The organism is Janthinobacterium sp. P210006, assembly GCF_036231885.1.
GTDB lineage: Bacteria > Pseudomonadota > Gammaproteobacteria > Burkholderiales > Burkholderiaceae_D > Janthinobacterium > Janthinobacterium violaceinigrum.
Window position 1 is genome coordinate 1,217,435 of record NZ_JAZARD010000001.1, and the last position, 14,352, is coordinate 1,231,786.

10 protein-coding genes are annotated in these 14,352 nt (G+C 64.2%); 5 read left to right on the plus strand and 5 right to left on the minus strand.

Annotation, left to right across the window (positions count from 1 at the left end; translation table 11 throughout):
• Window positions 1-3 precede the first annotated feature (3 nt).
• From VPH41_RS05470 to VPH41_RS05485, 4 genes are read left to right on the plus strand one after another with little or no spacing between them, the layout of a single operon-like run.
• Window positions 4-2,250: a T6SS effector phospholipase Tle3 domain-containing protein gene (locus tag VPH41_RS05470; protein ID WP_328569215.1), complete on the plus strand. Its 2,247-nt coding sequence runs from the start codon at window positions 4-6 to the stop codon at window positions 2,248-2,250.
• Between the two features lie 32 nt (window positions 2,251-2,282).
• Window positions 2,283-3,626 carry a hypothetical protein gene (locus VPH41_RS05475; protein WP_328569216.1) on the plus strand — a complete coding sequence of 448 codons (1,344 nt, stop codon included), beginning with the start codon at window positions 2,283-2,285 and terminating at the stop codon, window positions 3,624-3,626.
• Window positions 3,623-4,921 carry a hypothetical protein gene (locus tag VPH41_RS05480; protein WP_328569217.1) on the plus strand — a complete coding sequence of 433 codons (1,299 nt, stop codon included), beginning with the start codon at window positions 3,623-3,625 and terminating at the stop codon, window positions 4,919-4,921. Before VPH41_RS05475 ends, VPH41_RS05480 begins: the two co-directional genes overlap by 4 nt.
• A gap of 28 nt (window positions 4,922-4,949) precedes the next feature.
• Window positions 4,950-5,213, plus strand: coding sequence for a PAAR domain-containing protein (locus VPH41_RS05485; protein WP_328569218.1), 264 nt, complete (start codon window positions 4,950-4,952; stop codon window positions 5,211-5,213).
• A gap of 11 nt (window positions 5,214-5,224) precedes the next feature.
• Here VPH41_RS05485 and VPH41_RS05490 read toward each other — a convergent pair whose 3' ends face one another.
• The 3 genes from VPH41_RS05490 to VPH41_RS05500 form a co-directional block, all read right to left on the minus strand.
• The gene (locus VPH41_RS05490; RefSeq protein ID WP_328569219.1) at window positions 5,225-6,547 is read right to left on the minus strand and encodes an aspartate aminotransferase family protein; all 1,323 of its coding nucleotides are present in this window, start codon (window positions 6,545-6,547) and stop codon (window positions 5,225-5,227) included.
• An 81-nt stretch (window positions 6,548-6,628) separates the two neighbouring features.
• Window positions 6,629-7,516 (minus strand): MurR/RpiR family transcriptional regulator, encoded by an 888-nt coding sequence (locus tag VPH41_RS05495; protein ID WP_328569220.1) that lies wholly within the window; start codon window positions 7,514-7,516, stop codon window positions 6,629-6,631.
• A 44-nt stretch (window positions 7,517-7,560) separates the two neighbouring features.
• Window positions 7,561-7,845, minus strand: a complete 285-nt coding sequence (locus tag VPH41_RS05500; RefSeq protein WP_152258356.1) for a hypothetical protein — start codon at window positions 7,843-7,845, stop codon at window positions 7,561-7,563.
• Window positions 7,846-8,005: 160 nt separating this feature from the next.
• Between VPH41_RS05500 and VPH41_RS05505 the strand changes: the two genes are divergently transcribed.
• The gene (locus tag VPH41_RS05505) at window positions 8,006-8,134 is read left to right on the plus strand and encodes a hypothetical protein (RefSeq protein ID WP_328569221.1); all 129 of its coding nucleotides are present in this window, start codon (window positions 8,006-8,008) and stop codon (window positions 8,132-8,134) included.
• On the opposite strand, the gene VPH41_RS05510 is transcribed toward VPH41_RS05505, so the two are convergent.
• Together VPH41_RS05510 and VPH41_RS05515 are read right to left on the minus strand one after the other, a co-directional pair.
• Window positions 8,131-10,809 carry a TonB-dependent receptor gene (locus tag VPH41_RS05510; RefSeq protein WP_328569222.1) on the minus strand — a complete coding sequence of 893 codons (2,679 nt, stop codon included), beginning with the start codon at window positions 10,807-10,809 and terminating at the stop codon, window positions 8,131-8,133. The genes VPH41_RS05505 and VPH41_RS05510 overlap by 4 nt on opposite strands.
• 215 nt (window positions 10,810-11,024) lie before the next feature.
• Window positions 11,025-14,168: an EAL domain-containing protein gene (locus VPH41_RS05515; RefSeq protein ID WP_328569223.1), complete on the minus strand. Its 3,144-nt coding sequence runs from the start codon at window positions 14,166-14,168 to the stop codon at window positions 11,025-11,027.
• Between the last annotated feature and the right edge of the window lie 184 nt (window positions 14,169-14,352).

Sequence of the window (14,352 nt, forward strand, 5' to 3'; positions counted from 1 at the left end):
GCCATGCAGTTCGATCCCCACCCGCCGCTGTGCGACGACCCCCAAATCGATATCCTCGGCCAGTTTTCCTGCAACGCCAATTTCCAGAGCAGCGACCATGAAGTACTGCAGCAGTTGCCGCTGCCCGGCATCATGATCTTCGTGCACGGCGTCAATTCCGACGGCGAGTGGTACGCGGCGGCCGAAGAGGGCTTGTGCAACGGCCTCAACGAGCGCCTCAAGCGTTCCTGCCATCACCTGCAGCACCGTGGCGTGGAAGGCGGCGAACTGAAGGCGGTCAATTATGGCGCCGAGATCACGGCCGAAGGTTTTCTCCATCCGGAGATGTCGGCCGATACCCTGATCTGCGATGCCGGCACGTTTTCTCCCGTGATCCGCTTTCGCTGGGGCTACAAGGCGTCCGGCGAAGAACTGCAGAAATACGGCAAGGGTATCTACCTGAATGAACAGGATTACTGGGGCGGCGGCCCGTTTGCCAATGGCTGCAGCGCGCTGGCCGACCTGTGGAAGGAGGGGCTGAGCGAGGATTTATTTTTGTGGAACAAGATCCAGCACATGAATCCCTTCCCGGAACGGCAAGTGTACAGCTGCCCGCCGCGCCCGTATTTCGTGCTGGCCGCCTATCGCCTGGCCAGGCTGGTGGAAGCCATCCGCCAGCAGCAGGCCGACGTGCCGGTCACCATCGTGTGCCACAGCCAGGGCACGATGGTGGCGATGGCAGCCGCCTTTCTCGGCGCGGGCCTGCCCAAGGTGGATGGCGTTCCCTGCGTGGCCGATAACTACGTCATCTGCAATTCGCCGTACAGCCTGGCGAAACGCAATAGCTCCGAGAACTGGGTGGCCAGCAATCTGCGCGCGGCGGACGGCAGCATGGGAAGGGTGACGGTGCAGGCGCGCATAGCCACCTTGAAAAACTTCTTTGCCATCATCCGCCAGCGCGCCACCTTGGGCGAGCTGCAGACAGACGAGGAAATCGACCGCTGCATGGCCAACCTGCAGCACGGTTTTTCCGCCGCCCAAGACCGTGAGCAATACGGGATTGCGGGCGCCGCGCGCGACGGCAAGAAGTCATCGTATGGCAGGGTGACCATCTATTGCAATCCGCACGACGTGGTGGTGTCGTCCGTAGCCATCGAGGGCATCGGCTGGCGCGGCCTGTCGGGCTCGCTGGACAAGGACAGCAAGGACGGCGGCGAGCTGGCTGCCACCGACGCGGCAGGCGTATGCGTGCAGCGCGTGTTTGCCCAGGGTTTCGAGGTGGGCAAGCAAGGCAGCTATCACTACTGGACCGATCACTGGCGCAAACCTGCGCCGGGCGGCAAGGACTTCTGGTTTCCGGCGCAGAAATATGCGTCGTATTCCGTCAAGCAGGGCGTCGAGGCCAGCGAAGGCGCCTTTTCCACCATCCTGACGGTGGGATTGGCACCCCTGTTCATCGTGATGACGGGCCTGGCCCGCAGCCCCTGCAATGCCTCGCCCCACAAGGATTGGAAAATAGAACTGCGCGCCCCCGACCTGGTTTCGCCATTCAAGCCGCAGTCCTTGCGCTTTGGCCAGACCAGCGAGGAATTCGACGAAGGCTACGATCCGCCCGGCGAATCGCGCCAGGCGGGCAAGCAGCGCGCTGCCGGCGACGATTACCTTGCCGATCATGCCATCCCGCCCGGCGGCTTGCAGGGTCAGGCGGGAAAAGACGAGGCCAGGCGCATGGACAGCGCCAGGGGCACGGCCGACGACGAGGCGCGTTTGCGGTTCGAGCAGCGCGCGGTGATACGCGCCCAGGCGGTGCGGGAAGGGAAAAGTCCGGCCGGCCAGAAAGTCCAGCAGGAAATGCCCAACGCCACGCCAGACGCCGGCTACCAGCAATGGCGCAGCACGCGCATCGGCGAAATGATGGCTAGCCAGGCGGGCGCCTACGCTACCGACCATTCCTCCATCCTGACCAACCCCATGCACGCGGAGCGGGCGCTCGCGTATGACGTGGCGGTGGGCGTGTGCCGTATCAAGGCCGACCAGTTGCGCAAGTTGCGGGTGGCGGCGGATTGGAGGTTGTTGAAGTGGTTGGATGAAGCTGCCTCTGCAAAGATGTTTGAAGAGTATTTTGCAAGTGCCACCATTGATGAATTAAAGATAACCGTTTGGGCAGGTTGCGAAGGCGGACCGGCCAGTATGCCGAGTTTGATAGTCGATAAGCGTGAAAATCCACCACCTGCCGTCAAGCCAACGTCAGGAGAGTGCGTCCATGGGTGACATTGCAGTGTCTTAAAAATGGAGAATTCAATATGACGAAATCCTTTTTTATTTATGCTTTGATGGTTTTTTTGGCGTTGATTTCCCTGATGGCCTGTGTACGTCTTCGTTCATCGCCGCCTGCGTCGGAAAATGCTGTTACCGAGGTACCTGACACTGACAAACGCCGCTATATGGCACAGGTTGTCGCTGTGCAATGGTTGAATCCGCTGCAGCGTCGGGATTACCCTACGCAATGGCAATTGTTGTGGACCTTGGGGCTGGTGCAACCGAATCCAGGAGATGATATGGTCAAGGAAAATCCTATTAAGTATTCCAGTTTACAGGCAGTTTCACCTGTCGTCGCTGGAAATGAAGGTCAGGAAACGTTTCGTGGTTATCATCGAAAATACATTCGCGAAATCATGGATCTATTCCACGACATTTACTATTCCGACCCCGAGTATTTTTACAATGTCCATTCTGCTAAAGACAGATCACGCTGGCGCGAGCTGGCTGGCATCCATATCGAATACGCCATCCCTGAAGGAAAACTCGACCCGGTAGATGCTGGTGCTTTCGTGCAAGACTATGTGCGCCGCACCTTTACCATCGGCAACCCAAACTTCCCTACACTGTGGACCCGCTCCACCCTCCCCGACGTTCGCGTCACCATGGGCGGCCCTAACGCCGGTTTTACCTCCTTGGCCGCCGCGCTCGACTACCTGCAAAGCCACCCGAAGGAAACCGTCTGGGCCATGAACTGGGATGCGCCCAGCCGGCCTTTGGACCGGCAGATCAACGAGAACCTGGTGCTGCTGGTGCTGGCCGGTCCGGACTACAAGACTGAGCGGGCGCCGCTGGCGTGGCTTGGCTACCCAAGCACGAAACAGACGGCGGATTTTGAAGTCAAAAAGGGCGAACCGCCGCGGCTGGTGCAGGCGTGGACGGCAGCCATCGAGGAGGCGGCGGCGAAGGCCAACAGGCAGGATACGGAGATCGGCTATGTGATCCACGATGCGGGCAATACGCACAAGGATTCTTCCGAACGGCTGGGTGCGCTGGCGCAGACGCTCACCGTGCAATTGCCGGAATTCGACTTTCTCAAGCAAAGCTTCAATCTGACTGCCGTGCTGGGCGAGACGGGCGCGGGTACGGCCCTGACAAACGTGGCGCTTGGCATCGCCTATGCGCATCATTTTGGCAAGCCCGTGCTGGTGGCCGGCACCAGCGACCTGTCGGCCCCCGTGGCGCTGGTGGTGGCGCCGCCTGCCGTCGCGCGGCCGATCCGGCCTGACAAGCCATGGTTCCGCGCGCGCGGCGGCAACCATGCCTATTTGCCGTGGTGGGGCTTGCGCCACGATGCGCCCGAGTATTACCAGGGGTTTTCGCAATGAGGGCGCTGATCGCTGTTCTCATGTCGCTTTTGCTTGGCGCGTGCACGACGCCGTCCGTGCAGGAAGGCACGGTGGCACGCAGTGGTCCGTTGATGGCGCAGGTGGTGGGGCTGCAATGGCTGAATCCCTTGCAGCGTCGGGATTACCCCACGCAATGGCAATTGCTGTGGACCTTGGGCTTGGTGCAGCCGAATCCGGACGATGAGATGGTCAGGGAAAAACCCGAGAAATATACCAGGCTGCAAAGTATTGCTTCTGTCGCGGTTGGAAATGAGGGTTCTGAAACGTTCGATGGTTACCATGAAAAATACATAGAGAAGACTTTCAATTTAATTCATGACGTGTACTACTCTGACCCAGAATATTTCTACAATGTTCATTCAACTGAAAACAAGTCACGCTGGCGCGAACTGGCTGGCATCCATATTGAATATGCTTTGCCCGAAGGCAAGCTCGATCCAGTGGAAGCGGCCGACTTCGTCCGGGAATATGTTGCCGATACTTTTAGCATTGGCAACGTCCATTCTCCCACCCTCTGGACCCGCTCCACCCCACCCGACGTCCGCGTCACCACGGGTGGCCCCAACGCCGGTTTTACTTCACTTTCCGCCGCGCTCGACTACCTGCAAAGCCACCCGAAAGAAACCGTCTGGGCCATGAACTGGGATGCGCCCAGCCGGCCCCTGGACCGGCAGATCAACGAGAACCTGGTGCTGCTGGTGCTGGCCGGTCCGGACTTTAAAACGGAGCGGGCGCCGCTGGCGTGGCTTGGCTACCCAAGCACGAAACAGGCGGCGGATTTTGAAGTCAAAAAGGGCGAACCGCCGCGGCTGGTGCAGGCGTGGACGGCAGCCATCGAAGAGGCGGCGGCGAAGGCCAACCGGCCCGATACCGACATCGGCTATCTGATCCACGACGCGGGCAATACGCACCAGGATTCGTCCGCGCGACTCGGTGCGCTGGCGCAGACGCTTACCGTGCAATTGCCGGAATTCGATTTCCTCAAGCAAAGCTTTAATCTGACTGCCGTGCTGGGCGAGACGGGCGCGGGCACGGCCCTGACAAACGTGGCGCTGGGCATCGCCTACGCGCATCATTTCGGCAAGCCCGTGCTGGTGGCCGGCACCAGCGACCTGTCGGCGCCCGTGGCGCTGGTAGTGGCGCCGCCCGCCGTCGCGCGGCCGATCCGGCCTGACAAGCCATGGTTCCGCGCGCGCGGCGGCAACCATGCCTACTTGCCATGGTGGGGCTTGCGCCACGATGCGCCCGAGTATTACCAGGGGTTTTCGCAATGAGACGCTTGATACATCCAGGGAGAAGAGCATGCGTGGCGTGATCCGCCTGAATGACCCCACCAGCCATGGCGGCAAGGTGGTGGGGGCGGCGCCAAACAGCACGGTATTCGGCGTGGCCGTGGCGCGCAAGGGTGATCCTTGCGTCTGCCCGATAAAAGGTCACGTGCGCTGCGTGATCGCCGAGGGCGATCCGCAGGTGCTGATCGATGGCGTGCCCGTGGCCTTCGAGGGACACAAGACCAGCTGCGGCGCCAGCCTGATGTCCACCGTGGGCAACTGCGGGCGTGCTTAGGCCAGGCTAGGCTAGGCTAGGCTCGTGTCGATGGCCGCGCCCAGCTTGTCGACGATCTCGTCGACGTGGCTGGCGTCAATGATGTAGGGCGGCGCCAGCAGGATGTGGTCGCCGTGCAGGCCGTCGATGGTGCCGCCCATGGGATAGCACATCAACCCGTTTTGCATGGCGTGCGCCTTGATGCGCGCGTGCAGGCGGCGGGCGGGGTCGAGCGGCTGCTTGCTGGTGCGGTCCTGCACCAGTTCCAGACCCAGGAACAGGCCGCGTCCGCGGATGTCGCCCACGTGCGCATGGTCGTCGAAGCGCTGGTGCAGCCGCTGTTCCAGCAAGGCGCCCATGGCGCGCACGTTGGCCAATAAATCGCGTTCCTCGATCTGCCGCTGCACGGCCAGGGCGGCGGCGCAGGCCGTGGCGTGGCCGATGTAGGTGTGGCCGTGCTGGAAGAAGCCCGTGCCGGCGCGAATCGTGTCGCGGATGTCCTGCGACACCATCACGGCGCCGATGGGCTGGTAGCCGGCGCCCAGGCCCTTGGCGATGCAGATCAGGTCGGCGGTGACGCCTTCCTGCTCGCAGGCAAACAGGCTGCCCGTGCGCCCCATGCCGCACATGACTTCGTCGAGAATCAGGAGGATGCCGTGGCGCTGGCAGATCTCGCGCATGCGCTGGAAGTAGCCGGCGACGGCGGGCAGGGCGCCGGCCGTGGCGCCGACGACGGGTTCGGCGATGAAGGCCATGACCTTGTCCGCACCCAGTGCGGCGATATGGTCTTCCAGCTCCTGGCCCAGGCGCGCCACGTAGTCGCCATCCGTTTCATGGGCTGCCTGGTCGCGCCAGGCGTAGCATGGGGAAACGTGGGTGACGCCGATCAGCAAGGGCTCGAACTGCTGCCGGCGCCAGGCGTTGCCGCCCGTGGCCAGCGCGCCCAGGGTGTTGCCGTGGTAGCTCTGGCGGCGCGCGATGATGTGGCGGCGCTGCGGCTGGCCCCGTTCCACGAAATACTGGCGCGCCATTTTTAGCGCGCTTTCCACCGCTTCCGAGCCGCCCGAGACGAAATACACGCTGTCGATGCCGGCAGGTGCCCGGGCGACGAGGAAATCGGCCAGCTGCTCCATCGGCTCGCTGGTGAAGAACGAGCTGTGCGCGTAGGCCATGCTGGCCACCTGCTGCTGCACGGCGGCGATCACGGCCGCATCCGCATGGCCCAGGCAGGAGACGGCCGCGCCGCCGCAGGCGTCCAGGTAGCGCTTGCCGTCGGCATCGATCAGGTAGGGACCGTCGCCGCCCGCAGCGACGGGATAGCTGGTACTCAAGCTGCGGTGGAAGACATGGCTCATGGCATCGCTTTCATATCGGCAAGGGGGAAGGCCGATTATAGGATGCGATGCGCCGCGATGCAACGTTTGATGTATTTGTTTTTAATTTGCATCGTTTGATGTTTTTGCGTAGGCACCCAGCGCCCGCAGCTGGCTTTCCGCCGCGCCGATGGCCGTGACGGCATCCGGTCCCGCGCGCGCCACCAGCAATTCCACGAGGCTTTCCACGGCCGCGACGCCGGCCACGATGGAGGGGAAGAACGAGGGGCTGTCGACGGCGATGACGATGCTGGCGTCGGCTTGCAGGGCCAGCGGCGACATGGCGCTGTCGCTGATGGCGATAAGTCGGCAGTCGGCCTGGTGCGCCGCCTGCGCCACCAGCAGCGCTTCGCTCGAATACGGCGCGAAGCTGACGACGACGACGGCTTCGCCCGCCTGCAGGGCGCGCAAGTCCATTTCCAGGGTGCCGCCCTGGCCGCTCAGCAGCTGCACGCTGGGGCGCAGCAGCCGGTACAGGTAGTGCAGGGTGTAGGCGATGGGGTGGGCGGCGCGAAAGCCCGCCACGTGCACGCGGGGCGCCGCCTGCAGCAGCTTGGCGGCCCCGTCCAGTGCTGCGTGGTTGGCGCTTTCCGTGGCGGCCAGGTTGCGCTGTTGCACCGTGAATACTTCGGTGACCAGGTCCCCCTCCTTGCCGGCGAGCGCATCGGCCTTGGCCGCATAGCCGGCCGGCCCCGCGCGCAGGCGTTCCACGAAGATGGCTTTGAGCTCCGGCCAGCCGGCAAAGCCCAGCTGCTGCGCCAGGCGCACGAGGGCGGCCGACTGCACCTGGGCGCGTGCGGCAATGCTGCGCATCGACGACACGGCCACCTCGTCCGGATGGTCGGCCAGGTAGCGGGCGCCGGCCTGGAATTGCGGGCTCAGTTCCGAATGGCGCGCCTTGATCAGGGCCATCAAGGCCGCATAGGGGTCGTTGGGTGTCGCTGCCTGCATCGCCGTGCCTCGTCTAATGGGTTGCGGCGATGGTACAGGATTCGTCAGCGCGCCGGTAGCGGCAAGCCTTGCGTCCGGGCGGCCGTGCGCGGACGCAGGCGGGCAAACAGGTGCGGCCCGGCCGGTTTGCGGCGCGGTCCCGTCGTCAGCACGCGCAAGGCGGTGGGCAGCGGCACGTCGTGGCAATGCAGGAACAGGGCGGCGGCGCCCGTGCCGGCCATTTCCTGCAAGGCCAGCGCATGCTCGACCAGCGCCGCCGTGCGCATGTCGAGCCGTACCGGGATATCGGGTTGAAATAACTGTGCATCGACGTGCCGTGCATTGTGCATGCTGTCCCCGCCGGGTTCGCTAGTCAAGCTGACAGCATAAAAGCGCCCCGGCGGCGGCACTTTGTGCCAAATCAATTCCGATGTCGGATAGATTCCATAAGGCAAAAAAAACGCCAACCGTTGCCGGCTGGCGCTGAAAACCCTCGAAGGAAGAAAAACTATGAATATCAACGACGTTTCGACGCCTGGCAAAACCATCACTGCCGCGCAGCCGGGTTGGTCAGGTGTTACTGCCAATGCTGAAAACGGCCAGGGCGAGGCGCGGCAACAACGCCCTGGGTGTTGTTAGTAGCTCCAGCGTACCGACAGGCCGACGACCTTGTCATAGCGCCGCACATCGCGCACATAGTCCGGCGTGTCGTGGTAGTCGCGGTAGGTCGAGTCGAGCAGGTTGTTCGCGTCCAGGGTCACCGTGGTATTCGGATTGAGCTTGTACGATACCGACGCGTCCAGGGTCTTGGTAGGCGCCACGGTCAGGTGGATGCCCTTGCCGCGGTAGTTGTAGTCGTCCACGTACTTGTCGCGCCAGCTGTAGGCCAGGCGCGCCGACCACGGTCCCTGTTCGTACAGGCCGACGATATTGGCAGACCACTTCGACATGCCCGTGAACGGATGCACGCCGCCATCGAGTTCTTCCAGCTCGCCCGTCATGTAGGTGGCGTTGGCCTGCAGGCCCAGGCCGCTCATCCAGCCGGGCAGCTTGTCGTAGAACTGCTGGTAGGCCATTTCCACGCCTTGCAGATGGCCTTTCGAGGTGTTGCGCGGACGCGTGATGTCGTACTCGATGCCGCCATACGTTTCCTTGGCCGAACCGGACAGGATGTAATTCTTGAAGTTATGGCGGAACACGGTGGCCGTGACGGAGCCCGTCTGGGCGAAATACCATTCCAGCGCCACGTCGAGATTCTTGCCTTCCACGGGTTTCAGGTCGGGATTGCCGCCGCCGCCCGTCGGGCGCACCATCTCCAGGCTCTGGCCCAGGCTCACGCCGGGGTTGAAGTCGGCGAAGTTGGGGCGCTGCACGGCCTTGCCGGCCGTCATACGGGCAATCAGGTCCTGGCGCAGCATGGCTTTCAGGGTCATGCTGGGCAGCACGTCCGTATCGGACGTTTTCACCCGCACCGGCGTGATGATGCCGTTTTGCGCGGAGTTGCCCTGCAGGTCCTGCTTGGTCTGCACGACGCGCACGCCGACGGTGCCGTCGACGGGCACCTGCGCCAGGTCGAAGCCGATGCGCGCCTTGCCGTAGACGGCATTGGTTTTTTCCACGTCCTTGTAGTGGGTCATCGGATCGTCCGGGCTGCGTTCGCTGCTGCCCGTAAACAGCTGGCGCAGCACGGCCGTGTTGTTGAGCATGAAGTCGCGGCAGGGCGTGAGCCAGCTTTGCAGGCCGAAGTTGCCCGTGTTGCCGTGCGAGGCGCAGGCCAGGCCGGGAATCGCGTCCGCATACATGGTCGACGTCAGCCCGCCCTGGCCATTTTTTTCGCGGATCGATTCGGCCTTGCGCTTGGCGATACGCACGCCGCCCGAAAATTCGCGGAAGAAGCCCGTGCTGTCCATGTCGTACGTGAGGTCGCCGCGCCAGTCGGTCGAGCTGCCTTCGTCGTGGCTGTGGTTGTCGTAGAAGCCCAGCAGGGTGTAGTTCTTCGGGTCCAGCATGTTGTAGCCGGGGTAGCTGATCTGCGCGCCACCGTTGACATTCGTGCTGCCGATCACGCTGGTCGGATGGGCGAGGAAGTCGAGGATGGGAAATTCACGCTCGAAGTTGCTGACCGTGCGCGCCAGTTCCGTGGTGGCGCGCAGCTGCGGCGTGATGTCCCAGCGCGCGCCGATGGCGCCCTGCGAGCCGATCGAGCGGTCGCGCCGCGCCTGGGTTGAACCGAGCGTGAACGGCGACCAGGGGCCGTCGATCTTGCCCACCGTGGCCGCCTGATTGGTGCCGGGGATCAGGGTGATGTCCGGGTTCTGGCCCCAGGGCAGCGAGCCGACGAAGAACTGGCTGTCGAACGCGTGCTTGATCAGGGTCGACATGCCTTCCGCATACGCTTCCACCTGCGAGTTCGGGCGCCACTGGAAGGCCGCATTCGCCGCGTAGCGCTTGCGGTCGCCCACGGTGGGGATCATGCCGACGGAATCGGGACCCGTGATATTGCCCGCTTCGGGGCGTTTGACGGGTTCGGCGTTCCAGATCGTCTCGTCATAGTATTTGCTGCGCTGGTAGGACAGGCCGAGCAGGGCGCCGAATTCGCCGTACGGCGTCTTCCAGCGGTTCGACACCATGCCGCTGACGTTCGGGTCCGTCGAGCCGGACTTGTCGCGGTGCTCGGCGCGCACATTGCCCGATGCCGTGAAGCCCTTGAAGTCGAACGGGCGGTTGGTGCGCACGTCGACCACGCCGGCCGTGCCGCCTTCGACCATGTCGGCGCCCTGCGATTTATACACGTCCACGCGCTGCAGCATGGCCGTCGGGATGTCGGCCAGGTACAGGCTGCGGCCCACGGAGGTGAACATTTCGCGGCCATTGAGCAGGGTCACCACGCCGGGCAGGCCGCGGATGATGACGGAGCCCGCCTCGCCGCCTTCGCGGCGGATCTGCACGCCCGTCACGCGGCCGAGGATTTCGGCCACGTTCTTGTCGGGGAATTTGCCGATTTCATCGGCGACGATGGAGTCGACCACCTGGTCGTTGTTTTTCTTGATCGTCTGCGCGCTTTGCGCTGCGCGGCGCACGCCCGTGACGGCCACCACGGCGATGCCCGCATTGTCGGCGGCGGCTTCCGGTGCTGCCACTGCCGCTGCTGGTGCCGTTTCGTCCGCCGGAGGCGCCACGACGGGCGCCTGTTGCGCCCAGACGGAAGCGCTGCTCAGCAGGCCCGCGCCGGCCAGCGCGGCCACCGTGGCCTTCAAGGTCGGCCGCGTGTTTTGCCGGGGCGTGCGGGTGCCCGTTGCCATCAATTGCTTCATCTTGTCTCCACCTGTATTTTAGTTATGTTGAGAACGCTGCGGCAGTCGCCGCCAGAGCTGAAACTTGCTCAGGAAGCATGGTAGGCGGAATGACTTTGCCCCACAAATGACTTCTTTTGCGATGTCCATATCAATTCCGGTATCCCTGCTGCATCCATGCGCCCTGGCGGCGCACTGCGCGTTTTCGGCGGGCCGCGCGTGCTGCAGGGGAGGTGTCAGGCGGCGCGCGGCGCGGCGCTTTGCGCCAGCCATGCGATGAACTGCGCCTGCGGCATGGGGCGGGCAAAATAGTAGCCCTGCAATTCGTCGCAGCCGGCGTGGCGCAGCACGTCGGCGTCGGCCGCGCTTTCCACGCCCTCGGCGGTGACGCTCAAGCCCAGGGTGTGGCCCAGGCCGATGATGGTTTTCGTCACGGCCAGATTCTGCGGCGAACCGTGGATGTCCTGCACGAAGCTCATGTCGATTTTCAGCTTGTCGAGCGGGAAGCGGCACAGGTAGTTCAGGCTCGAATAGCCGGTGCCGAAATCGTCGATCGACAGCGCAAAGCCCAGCGCCTTGATGGCGTGCAGGGTGGCGATGGTGTCGTCCACATTGTCCATCAGGATCGATTCGGTCAGTTCGAATTCGACCTGTCCCGGCGTGACGGCAAACTCGCGCAGCACCTCGCGCAAGGTGGCCACGAGGCCGCCGCTTTTCAGCTGGATGGCCGACAGGTTGATCGACACGGCGATGTCGCCCATGCCCGCCTCGCGCCAGGCCACCTGTTGGCGGCACGCTTCGCGGATGACCCATGCGCCGATGCAGACGATCAGGCCCGATTCCTCGGCGGCGGGTATGAAGCTGTCGGGCGCGATCAGGCCGTGCTGCGGATGCTGCCAGCGGATCAGGCTTTCCACGCCATTCAGGCAGCCGCTCCTGGCATCGATGCGCGGCTGGTAATACAGCACCAGTTCCTGCCGCTCGACGGCGTGGCGCAGATCGCTTTCCAGGTGCAGCTGCTGCAATTGCTGTTCCTGCATCTGCGGCGTGAACATGCGCGCATGGTCGCGCCCACCGCTCTTGGCCTGGTACATGGCCGCGTCGGCGTGGCGCATCAGGGTATCCATGTCGTCGCCGTGGTCCGGGTAGACGGCCACGCCCACGCTGCACGAGACATACAGTTCGTTGCCCTCCACCTGGTGCGGCTCGCGCATGGCCGGTATCAGGCGCGCGTCGAGCAGCGCGGAGATGGCTTGCGCGTCGCCGATGCCGTTGAGGATGACGACGAATTCATCGCCGCCCAGGCGGCTGACGGTATCGCCTTCGCGCACCAGCTGCAGCAGGCGCTTTGAGACCGATTGCAGCAGCGCGTCGCCCACATGGTGGCCCAGCGCATCGTTGACGTGCTTGAAGCGGTCCAGGTCGACGAACAGCACGCCCACCTTTTCGCCGCTGCGGCGCGCCTGCGCAATGGCGGCCGCCAGGCGCAGCTTCGACACGTGGCGGTTCGCCAGGCCCGTCAGCGCATCGTGGTGGGCCATGTGCTCGATCTGCCGCTCGCTGGCCTTGCGTTCGCTGATGTCGAGCGAGCTGGCGATGAAATGCGTGGTCACGCCATCGAGGTCGCGCACGGCGTTCATCACCAGCCAGGCGGGATAGCTTTCCATCGACTTGCGCTGTACCGAGATTTCGCCCTGCCAGTAGCCGCGCCGCGCCAGGGTCCGGCGCAGGCTGTCGAGCTGCTCGGGGCTGTTGTCCGGCGCCAGCAGGAAGCCCGGGCGCTTGCCGATCAGCTCCACCAGGTCGTACAGCGAATGGCGGCGGAAAGCCTGGTTGACGGTGATGATGCGCATGTCCGCATCCATCACGATCAGGCTTTCGGCCGATGCCTCGAAGACCTTGGCCCACAGTTCCAGGCGCGACTCCATCAGCTTCATCTTGTTGATCGGCGTGAAGGTCGACAGCACGGCGCGCTGGCCCTGGTAGTCGATCAGGCGTGCGGAAATCAGGGCCCAGGTGGGCGTGCCGCCACCGCTCCAGCACACTTCGAATTCGTCGACGGCCCCCAGGTCGCTCAAGCGCTGGAAGAAGCGCGAGCGGGCCTGCGGACTCATGCCGCCCACCCACGGGTCGCGTTCCAGGCTGCCCTGCCACGCATGTGCGGCCTGGTTCGCGTGCAGCACCTGGTGGCGGGGGATCGAAGTGACCATCAGCGGGATGGGAATGGCGTCGACCAGCTGGCGCTGCGCGTCGGCCGCGCTGGCGCGCGCCACCAGGTCCTGCTGCGCCATGCGCTGGAAGTCGAGCTGCTGCAGCATGGTATTGAAGGCGCTGACCAGGCGTCCCGTCTCGTCCTCGCTGTCCCAGATGGCGCGCAGGCTGTGGTCGCCCGTTGCGCGCACCTCCTGCGCCACGCGCGCCAGGCGGCGGATGGGCAGGGCGATCTGCCGCGCGACGAAAAACACCAGGCCCAGTATCATCGCCAGCAGCAGCACGGCCGTGCCCAGGTGCAGCCACATGCGCGTGAAAAAGCCGTCCACGCGCAGCTGGATCAGGCGGTGCAATTCGCCTTCCGCCGCGCCCCACGCGCGCTGCAGGGCCGCGACGGCCGCCGCGTCGTGCCTGGCCAGCGCCGCGCCGGCATCCGCACGGGCCGGCCCGCCCGCCAGCGCCTGGGTGCTGGCGCGAAACTGCGCCACGGCTTGCTGCAGGGCCGCGCGCGAGCCGTCCAGGTGCTGGCGCAGCAGCGGCGTGCTGGCCGCGAACGCCTCCGTGTAGTCGCTGCCGATGCCGCCCATGGTGGCGTCCATGCGGCCTTCCAGGATCAGGAACTGGGTCTGCAGGCGCTGGCGCTGCGCGCCTTCGGCCGTCGCCAGCTGCAGCGCCAGGCCGCGCGTGCTGTTGATCACTTCCAGCAGCTCGGGAAAGCGCAGGATCACCAGCGACATGGTGTAGTAGCTGTCCAGGTCCGGGTCGAGGATCAGGTTGGACTGGTTGCCCACGCGCGTGAGCAGTTCGCGTCCCGCCACAAAGGCGGGCGAGGGCGCCATGCCGCCGTGCGCGGCGGGCGTGCCGCCGGCCTGGCGCAGCAGGGTGGCAAATTCCCCGCTCAATTCTGCGCTGCGCATGCCCGTGCCGAACTGGCGCTCGGCCTGTTCGATGGCGGTGGCCGACGGGGCCGCATCGGCGTGTTCGCGCGTCAGGGGCAGCAGCGCGTCGCGGATCGCGGCAATGTAGTCGTTGCCCGCCATTTCCTTGCGCGAGAAATCGATGGCGATGTATTTTTCGTTGATGAGGATGCCGGAAATGAAGATCACGGCAGAAAGATCGAGCAGATAGATCAGCGCCAGTTTGCGCCCTACCGTCAATTTTCCGATCATGCGCGAGATTCTGCCCACCATGCGTGCACCACCTTCTCGTCAGCCAAGTTTGTGTTTTCTTATGAGCAATTTCCATGCCCGAATTTGCAAGCTTGCAAGGTGGATATCGGCAGTTGTTGCACCATGCGGGTGCGCGATTGGCCCCGGCGCGCGCCAATAAAAAGGGCGGCCCGCAGGCCGCCCT